The 11,590-nt window shown below is 37.1% G+C and carries 9 protein-coding genes; 2 read left to right on the top strand and 7 right to left on the bottom strand.

Translation table 11 applies throughout. The annotated features are described in order from the left end of the window. Positions 1-66: 66 nt before the first annotated feature. Positions 67-1,059, bottom strand: a complete 993-nt coding sequence (locus Q4534_RS10325; RefSeq protein WP_303613090.1) for a FecR family protein — start codon at positions 1,057-1,059, stop codon at positions 67-69. A 696-nt stretch (positions 1,060-1,755) separates the two neighbouring features. Between Q4534_RS10325 and Q4534_RS10320 the strand changes: the two genes are divergently transcribed. After that, positions 1,756-2,160 (top strand): MerC domain-containing protein, encoded by a 405-nt coding sequence (locus Q4534_RS10320; RefSeq protein ID WP_303613089.1) that lies wholly within the window; start codon positions 1,756-1,758, stop codon positions 2,158-2,160. Beyond that, positions 2,153-2,830, top strand: a complete 678-nt coding sequence (folE, locus tag Q4534_RS10315) for a GTP cyclohydrolase I FolE (RefSeq protein WP_303613088.1) — start codon at positions 2,153-2,155, stop codon at positions 2,828-2,830. The genes Q4534_RS10320 and folE overlap by 8 nt, the downstream gene beginning before the upstream one ends. A 227-nt stretch (positions 2,831-3,057) precedes the next feature. Here the strand turns inward: folE and Q4534_RS10310 are convergent, their stop codons facing one another. From Q4534_RS10310 to Q4534_RS10285, 6 genes are all read right to left on the bottom strand, one after another. Next, the gene (locus Q4534_RS10310; protein ID WP_303613087.1) at positions 3,058-3,594 is read right to left on the bottom strand and encodes a DUF4625 domain-containing protein; all 537 of its coding nucleotides are present in this window, start codon (positions 3,592-3,594) and stop codon (positions 3,058-3,060) included. A gap of 16 nt (positions 3,595-3,610) precedes the next feature. Further along, a complete protein-coding gene (locus Q4534_RS10305; protein WP_303613086.1) occupies positions 3,611-6,025 on the bottom strand; it encodes a TonB-dependent receptor in 2,415 nt (804 codons plus the stop codon). Position 6,026: 1 nt separating this feature from the next. Next, entirely contained in the window at positions 6,027-6,428 is a 402-nt protein-coding gene (locus Q4534_RS10300; RefSeq protein ID WP_303613085.1) for a Fur family transcriptional regulator, read from the bottom strand. A gap of 469 nt (positions 6,429-6,897) precedes the next feature. Next, positions 6,898-7,224: a multidrug efflux SMR transporter gene (locus tag Q4534_RS10295; RefSeq protein WP_303613084.1), complete on the bottom strand. Its 327-nt coding sequence runs from the start codon at positions 7,222-7,224 to the stop codon at positions 6,898-6,900. 100 nt (positions 7,225-7,324) lie between these two features. Continuing rightward, positions 7,325-9,976 carry a PAS domain S-box protein gene (locus Q4534_RS10290; RefSeq protein ID WP_303613083.1) on the bottom strand — a complete coding sequence of 884 codons (2,652 nt, stop codon included), beginning with the start codon at positions 9,974-9,976 and terminating at the stop codon, positions 7,325-7,327. Positions 9,977-10,252: 276 nt separating this feature from the next. Continuing rightward, positions 10,253-11,500 carry a spondin domain-containing protein gene (locus Q4534_RS10285; RefSeq protein WP_303613082.1) on the bottom strand — a complete coding sequence of 416 codons (1,248 nt, stop codon included), beginning with the start codon at positions 11,498-11,500 and terminating at the stop codon, positions 10,253-10,255. Positions 11,501-11,590 lie beyond the last annotated feature (90 nt).

Genomic DNA, 11,590 nt, shown 5'->3' with positions numbered 1-11,590 from the left:
ACTTAAAATCATTCAGGGTAAATAGATTCATTTGGCGATGGAGTGTTTACCCTGTTTTTTGTTTCTTCATAGGCGCTTTTTTAGAATTACTTGTTTTGCGTTTAACTCAAAGGTAAAAGCTGTAGAAAAGCTTAATCCTGTGAGTACGTTTGTTAGATTTTTGTTTTCAAAGGTTCCTGAGATCCGCTGCTTTAAATCTAAATCCGGATCTATTTTAAAGGAAACGCCATAACGGTATTCAAGCTCTTTCAATATTTCACCAAGTGACTTATTGTTAATTTTTAGTTTGCCCTCCTTCCATGCGGTTACCTTTTCTATATTGAATTTTTTAACCTTTATTTCAGTGCTGTTTTTGGCATGTTTATATACTGCCATCTGGCCGGGAGTAAGGTGGGTAGTATTCTGCCCTATGGCTACCTTTACCTTGCCTTCAACCAAGGCGACTTGAAAAGCATTGTTTTTGGTAGAAACATTAAATGCTGTACCCAGGGCCTGGGTCATGCCTTCCTTGGTTTGAACTAAAAAAGTTTTCAAGGAATCTGGAGCAACGTCAAAATATGCCTCGCCTTTCAATGTTATAAGGCGATCTTCATGACCATACGCTGAACTGAATTGGATGGTAGATTCTGAGTTAACAATTATTCTCGTTCCATCCGGCATGGTTAGTGTTAGCTTTTCTCCAATACCGGTGGTTCGATCAATGAATGTCACATCAGATGTCCCAATTGCTCTATCTTGTTTTTTTAACCAAGACTGAGATAAAAAGTATCCGGTAAAAAGAATTAAAATAAGTGTAGCAGCTACCTTCAAACTTTTAATAACTGTCAATTTCAAAGTAGGCTTTCTAATTGGTAGATTTGCTTTTTGGTGGATCCTTTGCAACAGGTGGGAGTAATCCGTTAGGTCATTAGCAAGAATGGTAGGGTTTTCAATTTCTTCTTCCATCCACCTACTGAATAGTTTCCTTTCATCCGGATTTTCCAACCATTGATACAGTTGTTGTTCTTCGGTAGAGGAACACTTACCCCGTAAAAACTTTATTACTAATTCCTTCTTCAAAATATTATTTCTTTGTTATTAAAAACATCAATAGGATGATTTACGTAATGAGGAAGGGATTATTTTCGCAATTAAATTTTAAGTTGTTTATTAACAGCTGTTTACGTGCTGAAGTATTTTTAAATTATTTCTCTATTAATTAAAAAAATGGCGTGTGGATTTGTTGTGAAAGGGATAAATTCTCGATTTTAGAAGCCAAATAAATTTGCGGTTGCATGAAACATTTTAAGCATTTTAGGGAGAAAATAATTTGATATAGTTATCATTTTCGCCTTCAATTTCGACCAATTCCGGATGATCAATAAATCCACTAAAAACCTAATTTATGATTATAGCGAAAGCATCCTACCGGAGACTGAGTCAGTCGAGGCCATAGGTTTTCCGATTCGTTCTTTAAAATAGGGATGATCATTAAAAAATCTTTTTCAGCTTAATTTCGGCTAAAGCCTGTTCCAATTGATGTGGTTTTGTTAATCAATCAATTCAGGTAAAGCCCCAATGCTTTTTAATTCATTTTATTTCCACCCGATGGAATTTCAGGAATCATTAGCCCCCAGCTTCAGCTATGGGATTGAAAAGGGTAACCGTTTATATGGATTTCAGGCATTCTCAAAATAATTTATATGCAATAATGTTGCAACAAGGTGTTGAATTTTATATATTTGCAATAATGTTGCATATGATAAATATAGTTAGATGAGCCTAACCTTTAGAAATTCAGACACCTTAGGGGCAATTGCGGGAGCTTTGTGCGTAGTCCATTGTATGGCTACACCGTTGGTGTTTATATTGTTGAATTGTCCTACAGAGACTTGTATTGGGGTGGCAGGCCTTTGGAGTAACCTGGATTATTTTTTTCTATTCGTTTCATTCATAGCTGTAAGCCGCTCTTCTCAAAATACATCTAGGGATTTTATGAAACCTGCTTTGTGGAGTAGCTGGCTATTGCTTTTTTTGTTGATACTCATTGAAAAGAATAGTTGGTACCTGCTTCCTGAGATGGTGATTTATGTTGCGGCAATGCTTCTAGCACTTTTGCATGTGTATAATTTGAAATATTGTAAATGTGAAACCGATAAATGTTGCCGTAAAAATGGATAATAATAATTTTGACATAATAGGGGATAATCATGTGATGACCAATTCAGAGACTCCCCTTCGAAGCGATGCTTTTGATAAATCAGATGAGGAAAAGATAAAAAATATAGCACATCATTTTGAGGGAATCATGAATGAGTTAGGCTTGGACTTAACAGATGAAAGTTTATCAGGGACACCTTACAGATTTGCTAAAATGTATGTGAAGGAACTTTTTTATGGTCTGAATCCTGCGAATAAGCCAAAGTTGTCCGTTTTCCCTAATAAATATGGCTATTCTAAAATGCTTGTTGAACAAAATATCAACATTGATTCTTCGTGTGAGCATCATTTTTTACCCATCACAGGGCATGCCCATATAGCTTATGTCCCCAAACAGAAGGTTATTGGCCTTTCTAAAATTAACAGGTTGGTTGATTATTTTTCCCATAGGCCTCAGGTACAAGAAAGGCTTTCTTTACAGCTGCTTAAAGAACTGCAGGAGACTTTAGAAACCAAAGATGTGATTGTTATGATCTGTGGTAAACACCTGTGTGTTTCGTCCAGAGGTATCAAGGATAAAAACAGTTTTACCACCACAGTGGAATATGGTGGCTGTTTTGAGAACGAGGCCTATAGAAAGGAATTTTTTAATATCGTGGGCTCCGGATTTCCCAGTCAAAATACCTATTGATTCCGTAGAATTGGACTGTTTGAATTTGTTCCAAAATCGCTTTGTAATTTATCAATTGGTTAGTAGAATAATGCATAATCAGAGTTGATTTGAATGCATCCCAATAAGGAAGGTTACCAAGTTTAAAGGGAAAATTCCATTTAGAATTTTCCCTTTATTATTTTAACATGGGGAAAGAGAATAAAACTTCTTTCCATTTTAATAGTTTATTACTTGGATGATGAATGTTATTTGTGTAGTATTTTTATACTCAACCCTTTTTGCGTCGACCAGCCTTCTTTATCTGTTAAGCTAATGTAAAAGTGGTAATCTCCTTCTTGAAATATTCCAGAAGCATCGCTTGAAGGGATGGTCATTGTAAGGTTGGCCTCATAGGAAGATAAGTTTTCAGGGATTTCGTAGTCATTAATAAATACATAAGGGTTTGTAGCTGTTTTCTTGTCATCAAGCGTGCAGTCATCTTCTTCGGTACTGTGTGAGTGGTGATCAAAATTATTGTGGATGTCAATGCTATAAGAGCCTAATGTAAAATTGTCGGAAAAATAGGCCTTAAAATTGAAAGGCTCGTCAAAGTATATAGTTGCGCAACTGGTGGGGTAAGCATCAGCCATAGAAAGGTCTATTACAGGTTTTTCGGTGTCTGTTTCGTCTGACGAATCACAAGAAATTGAGAAAATGAAGACCAAGGCAACCAAGGCATAGTTTATCCATGGTTTTAAACTGAAGGCTATTAAATTACGGGTAAATGAGTTGTATTTTTTCATGGTTTTTAGTGCTTATTTATAGTGTTTTGCTTGAGTGAAAAGGGATGTTTATGTTAACTATAAAGTTTCTTCCCGGTTCCGGAACATTTATCAGTCGGTAATAACTGGTATGGTTAAAGTATTTTTTATTCAAGAGGTTCTGTACCTGAATAGAAAGATTTAATTTTTGTTTATAGAGGTTAACTTCTCCACCAATGCCAACATTGACAACTTGGTATCCTTTTGTTATTACTTCTGGAGGAACGATGTTGTTTTGTGCAGCAGTGATTTTATAATCCACCGATAGGTAGGGGTTATCTATTCGACCCACTGTTTTCTCGTTGTATTTAAGATTTATGATGGCAGAGGCAGGTGGGGAAAAGGGGAGTGTATAACCTTCTTTCTCTCCGGACAATTGTCTGGAATAGATGTATTCCCCTATCAGGCCTAGCTGGAGCCAGTCTAGTAGTTCATAATGGGAATGAAATTCTCCTCCATATCTCAATACCTGACTTTCTGTATAAATAAAAATTTGATTGCCATTCCCATACAAGCGGTCATGAGAAGAGGTTGGATTTAAGTAAATATAGTTGGAAAAGTAATTTAAAAAAGGTGATGCACCGGCTGCAAATTTTTCCGATCCAAATGTAATACCTAAGTCCAACTGGTAAGCTATTTCCGGGGATAAATCAGGGTTACCAACTTCATAACTAAAGCGGTGATAATTTACACCGTTGGCTGCAAGTTCCTTAGGTATAGGCATTCGGAAACTCTTGCCTATATTAACTTTATAATTCCATTTTCCGGGGTTATAATTATAGCCCAAAGACCATGTAAAATTGGAAAATGATCGATTGATAGAAGCAGCTCTTTGAAGAAAATTGGTTTCAGGGTCGACCGCATCATCCAGTGGAGAGGGGAACCAATCAAAATAGGAGGAGGTCTTTATTCTTCCATGATCATACCTCATTCCAGCTTGAAATTGCTTGCTTGGTGAAAGTTCATGCCGGCCTAAAACAAAACCACCGATGTTCACTTGACTGTAGGCAGGGATGATAAACCCCCGGCCATTAATTTGATTTTCTTTGTATTCACCGCTTATTCCTGAGTTTACCTGAGTTTTATCAGAAGCTTGGTAGAAAAACTTCACATTTGCAGAATAGATGTCTTTTATAAATTTTCGTTCCAAATCCATATCAAAGTCAAGCGTGTCCGGAAAAACTGCCGGCATATAGCCGTGTTGCACGTACTGGCTCCACTCTTCTCTATGATTTCGCTGGTATCCCAGGTCTATCTCCAATCTTGACTTTTCTTGCCAAATCGTTGTACTATTGATTACTTTAAAATGATTTACTTCTTGAAAAGGGTATTGAATGTCTCTGCTTGAGCGATCATGTACATCTGTATCTACATTTCTGGGTTCTAATCCGTGAGCATTGGCAAAAAATCCACTTTTACTGTTCACATTGCTTAAATAAAATCTGCTTTGAATCTTGTCTTTAACCAAGCCGAATGAAAGGTGTAAATTTTGTTCATTCCCAGCCGTGTTTCTCAAATAATTGTCGTGCAATGCAGCCCGGTAATTGTAAATGTCAACGCTGTCTGTAGGAACCCTAAAGTCTCCATAGTCCAGTAAGGTTGCCGTGAGGGTGGCAAAAAACCATTCTTTTCTGCCTTCCACGGAAACAGAAGTGCCTATAAAATCATTATTTGTTTTTCCGGAAATATCTACTGCGCCACTTAAAGAATTTTTCTCGGGAAGTTTATTGTTTTTCATGTCTATGACACCACCGATGGCATCAGAACCATACATTAGAGAAGCAGGGCCCTTAATAATCTCAATATTATCTACCGCATATTGATCGATTTCAAGACCATGATCCGCTCCCCATTGTTGGGCTTCATGTTTGATATTGTTTTCTACCACTACCACGCGGTTAAAACTCAACCCTCTAATTACAGGCTTTGATTGGCCTGAACCAATATCAATGGTAGAAATTCCGGGCAGTCTTTCAAGGGATTTCATTAGGCTACCACCAAGGTTTTGCTTAAGGTAATCCTCATTTACAATTTCAATGCCTAAAGGTTCATCCTTTTTCCTGTTGGTTGCATAATTATCAGTAATGACTACCTCTTGAAGGCTTATTGGGGTTTTACTTAAACTAAACCTAAAAGGGGTGGTCGTCGGAAGAGAAACCCTTGTTGTTAGATTTTCATATCCCAGAAAAGAAATATTAATTTCATAGCTTCCTTTTTGTAAACCTGAAATTATAAACTCCCCATGTACGTCCGTTATGGCACCTTTATTTAGCTCATTTATTTTAACTAGGGCTCCTTTTAAGGATATGTTTTCTGTATTAGTGACAATCCCTTTTAATTCCTCATTAGTTTGACTGAAGGCATAGCCAAACATCAAGAATAAGGCTAGCATTAGAATTAAATTTTTCTTCATTTTATTGGTTGCATTTGGCGCATGACCCTTTGATAATTATCTCAGTGTCTGAGTAGGTGTATCCTTGGGGTAAGGGATAGGTAGGTATGGGTGTATCGTTTAGACATTCTACTGAGTTGCAATCCTTACAAAAGAAATGTGCATGCTTTTTCTTGGGTTTTAAGGTATTTCCTAAAGCATATTTGACAGGGAGGTTGTCAATCACCACTTTGTGAATGATCCTCTTGGCTTCAAGCGTTTTAAATGACCTATAAAATGTAGTTCGATCATAATGGCCGTTAAGCCTATCTCTGATTTCACTCTCAGACAATGCTTGTTTTGAGGCCATCATCACCTCAAGAATTTCTTCTCTACAGCTTGTTCTTTTTAACTTATGAAAGTTTAAAATTTCAGCTATTTCCATATGTGCAATTTAGTTTCATATGCAACAATGATGCAAAAATATACAATATTTCTTGTAATTAAAAATTATGAGGAATCTATCAACCAACCGGAGGATGAGCCTGACGAATCCATAGGTTTCCAATCCCTTGTTTAGTAAAGGGATGATTAATAAAAAATCCATTTCCGCATCCAAATTTCGGTCAAAGCCGGCGAAATGATTTTACCATCTTTAAACGGGCTAAATCCCGTTCCTATTGAGGGGTTAATTTGAAATTGTAGAAGATAAAGGACAAAACAACAGCCTATGAATTGAATGTATTGGTCAATTGATCCAGAAAAAAATGCGATCTGTTAAACACTTTGATTTTCCCATTTGATTTGAACTCTGAAATCAATAGCCCCCAGCTTTAGCTGGGGGATTGGAATTGCTTATAGTTTCAAAGGGGCTTTAGCCCAAATATTTGGTTCCTTTTATTTAAATAGGATAGTTAATTGGAAACAACCTTGAGTCCTATAATTGAGCCAACCAAGGTGCTAAGAAATAATATTCTCCAAAATGTGGCAGGTTCTTTAAATACCAAAATCCCTACCAATACTGTCCCAACTGCTCCTATCCCTGTCCAAACGGCATAGGCCGTACCTATGGGTAAAGACTGAGTGGCCTTGATTAATAGACTCATGCTAATGAACAGGGCAAGGATAAATCCGGCATACCAAAGGTACATTTCATTTCCTGAACTGCCTTTGGCCTTTCCTAGACAAAAAGCAAAGGCTACTTCAAATAATCCGGCAAAAATTAATACGATCCAATTCATTTTTTTTTTCTGCAAATCTCGGAAATCAAATAGGATTTTCACTTTAAAATGCCAGAAAATCGAGATTAATCACACCTACAACTCAAATTCTTAAATTGATTTAAAATTTTATGGTAAAGGTAGTTCCTTTGCCCACCTCACTTTTGGCGCTGATTAAGCCTCCCATGGCCTCAACGTGTTTTTTTGTTAGGAATAGACCGATACCTTTGGCTTCTTTGTTTTCATGGAAAGTTTTATGGAGACCAAATAGATTTCTTCCGTGCTTCTTAAGGTCAATGCCTAAACCATTGTCTTTTACAGAAAGAACAATTCGCCCGTATTCCTCGTTGGATTTTAATTGGATGATTGGTTCCCTGTCAGGAGATCGGTATTTTATTGCATTTCCTACAAGGTTAAGGAATATGCTTTCCAAGAAGATACGGTTAAAAGAAATTTTTGGGGCTTGGGAAAAATCTGCAATTATTTGAGCCTTTGATTCCATGATATGACCAACCAACATCTCTTTGGTTTTGCCCAATATTTCATCAAAAGTGAGGATTTCAATTTTTTTGGAACCCTCATGTTGAATTTTGAGCAAGTCTACTAAATTATCCAAGGTGCTAATTAAGTGCTTGCTTACAGTTTCAAAGTTCTCGATAATGGTGCTTTTTATCTCCTGCCCTTCGCTTGTATGATAGAATTGGAGTAGGGAATTCAAGTTATTGGCAGGTGCCCTTAAATTATGAGAGGTGATATGAGCGAAATTGGCAAGTTGAAGGTTTTGGGAAGTAAGTTTTTCAGTCAGTACTTCTAGGTTTTCGTTGGCTTTTTTAAGTTTATTTTGATTTTCCACCAATTCTGTAATGTCCGTAGCAATTCCTAGAAAGCCAAAAACTTCTCCTTGGCTAGTTTTTAAAGTGGTTAAGGCAAGCAAAACAGTGAGGTTTTTACCATCCTTTCTAATGTAGGTACATTCTATAGCGCCTAAGTTTATTTGATTGGCTATTTCCTTAAATATCTCAAACCGATTAACTTCTTTTCCTGAAGGAAGTAATAATAATTCTCCCATTCTTTCAATTTCTTCCATGGAATGAAATACCTCGGGAGTCTTTTTACCTATCATTTCAGCCTTGGAATATTGGAGCATCTTTTCAGCACCCCGGTTAAAGTGATTGATTGTACCTTGATTGTCCGTGCCAATCACTGAAACCAGTTCAGAGTTTAACATGGCATTTAATTCTTCATTGACCCGATTCAATTTTATTTCAGCCCTTTTTACTGGAGTGATGTCTTGAAAAATGCCGAAAATGCGTTTACAATGTCCTTCGATATACTCTGCTTGCCCAATGGCCCGAACCCATACTTCATTTCCTTTTGCAGTCACCAATTCAAATTCCAAATCATATGAGCTGCCATTTTCAATAGCATTTGCCACTGCTTTACTTATCAATTCACGGCTTTCTCCTTCTTTGTAAAAATTGATGGCTGTATTTACATCCGGTACAAAGTCTTCCGGCACTTCATGGATCTCACGAACGACCTTACTCCAGATCAAATTTTCTTCTTCTAAATTATATTCCCAAGTTCCTATTCTTGAAATAGCATTGGTTTTTTCCAATATGGCTTCAATTCTTTTTTTCTCTTTTTCTTCATTTTTAATTGGGGAAATATCCTCTGTATGAATGAGTAGCCCTCCAATTTTGTTTTCTGAAACATACCAAGGCCGGACATCGGATTTAACCCATTTTTTACTCCCGTCATTGTCTATAATAAGTTCTTCTTTATTGGAATAATTTCCCCCTGCTAAACATGATTCATAAATCTTCTTCCGATCCTCTCCTATGTTTGGAAATATTTCAAAATGAGATTTACCTACGATTTCTTCACCCTCCGAAACATAATCTTTGACCCACTTTTTAGACACGGCAATGTACCGCATGTCTTCGTCTAACATGGCGATTGCATAGGGGGATTGCTGAATGAAGATACTATTTCGTTTATTGCTTTCTTCCAACGCTGTTTCAATTCTTGTTCGTTTTGAAACATCTCTAATAGAAGCCATTACCAGGGAACCTACATTTGATTGGACGGGGCTAAGGCTTATTTCAACATTGAACTTTTCTCCATTCTTTCTTTGCCCAAATAATTTCAAACCTTTTCCCATAGGCCTGAAATTGGATGAGCGGAAAAAAGATTTGATGTGAGATTTGTGTTTTTCTCTTAGTTTTTCTGGTAGTAAAAATTCTATTTCCTTGCCAATCGTTTCCTGTTTAGAATATCCAAAAATATTCTTAACCTGTTGGTTTACATATTGGATAGTACCCGAACTGTTAATAATAATTGTGGCATCAGGAGCAAACTCGAGAATGTTTGTAAGGAGGTTTTTTGAATTTGGGGTTTCCTCAATACTGTCTATAATTTCAGTTTTCAGGGAGTAATAAGCTGTGAAACCAATTGATTTATCATTTTCAATATCGGGAGCATAGCTTACAGAAAAATATTGCAAAACCCCATTCTCATTAACTATTTCTAAAGCAAAGTTTTGCTGAATACCTGCCAATACATCCTTTAGATGGGGAATTTGCTTTTGATAACTTTGGCCTAATACTTCTCTAAGGGTTAGTTTACCTATTACCTTTTCGTAAGATTTGCCATACCATTTTAAGAATGCTTTGTTTGCAAATTGGCAAATTTCACCTTTATCCCAATAGACCAATAATTCAGGTATTTGATTTGCGACTTTAATACCTATTGCGTCCCTGGATATTGGCATAATTAAGAATGGTTTTAAATAATATGGCTATTTGTATTTGAATATACAAATAGCTAATTAAAAACACATAGTATAAACGGATAAAATTAAGGAAGAATGGTTAATTAGTGATTTCAAGGTAACGATCTTGCTGTTATTTAGATCCGGAAAATTGTATTGATTGTTGCATATTATAGCATGACAGTTGCCTATTCGGTTAATTTCATCCTAGTGGATAAGAAGGCCGAAGCACCAATTGATCTAGGATACTTCGGCCTGAAAGCTAATTATGGCCTCTTACATGGGGGTGATTGTAACCCTTACCATTTTATCTAGGCTCGGGATATTCTCAGAAGGGTTGGCTTCCAAACTAATGTTTCCGCCTTCATCAACTCCTGTATTTGGTCCGGACTGTCTTAAAGGTTGATTTTTCCCTGCACCGGCATATTCATCAATTTCAGTTCCGGTATCATATAAATAAACATTAGTTGTAATGTCTCCTGATATGGGCATACCATTGGTAAATAAGTCCAAATTATCTGTTCCAATAAACCAGTCATTGGATTGAACCAACATGGTAGCGAAAGAAAGTTTGTCGCCATTATCTGCTGTAAAGGTAAATGAATAGGAGTTGTCTGGAAGTAATGGTCCTGCAGAGGCAGCGCCAACAGGCGTATTAAAGACACTCTCAAAACCTGAGGCATCTCCATCTTCAGCTAATTTTTCCAAGGCAGTGCTTGACGATTGCCCTGTCATGAAAATCATGTTCTCACTTCCTATAGCATAGGCACCGGGAGCAAGGGGAGAGAAAAAACCTGTCATTTCTACTAGGTTGGTATTGAATAAAACATTGTCTCCATCCTCAGCAAGAGGCTCTAAACCTTCCTTGGCTAGGGTGCCATCTGTGAAAATTGGCATTTGATTGGTTTCATGTATGACCCAAATTCCTGGTGCCAGTGGTGATGGCAAAGTAGAACTATTGGAAACGTTACTTAGCGTAAGGGTAAATAGGGTGCCACCATCATGCTCAATTTCTACCTTTAGTATAGCATTACTGCTAGGGTAGGTGAAGTTATCGTCTACCATTTGTACGGGATTGTTTTCAGTTGTTCCTGTATTTGCTCCACTTTGTCTCAAGGGTTGATTGGCGCCCATTCCGGGAGTCTCATTTACTTCTGTACCGGCATCCCATAATGAAATCATATCACTTACGTCCCCGGTTATTGGGTCGCCATTGTCGTCATATAAAGAGATTCCCATTTCGTCGGGTGCGTAGAACAAATCGTTGGATTCAACGAGCATGGTAGCAAAGCTTACGGACTGTCCTACTCCCGCGTCAAAGCTAAATGATTCAGTGTTTCCCGGAGTGATTAATCCTGTTTGTCCGGTATTAAAATATTCCTTGGCTTCAAAAATATTCTCAATGGTAACAGTAAACGTACTGTTCATTGTTTCGGGCATTTCATCATCCTTTGTGTCGCATCCATTGAGCATTAATATTGAAGCGAAAATGGCTGAAAAGCTAAATAATCTTACATTTTTCATGGTATTATGTTTTTGGTTAACAATTGATTTATTAGGAGAACCTCTAAGTGCACACCCTAAGCTAAGGTTGAAATGGTTTGATATGCTTTG

It is taken from the genome of Cyclobacterium sp. 1_MG-2023, assembly GCF_030546805.1.
GTDB lineage: Bacteria > Bacteroidota > Bacteroidia > Cytophagales > Cyclobacteriaceae > Cyclobacterium.
Note: the sequence above shows the minus strand (reverse complement) of the source record. Positions and strands in the feature narration are given on the sequence as shown.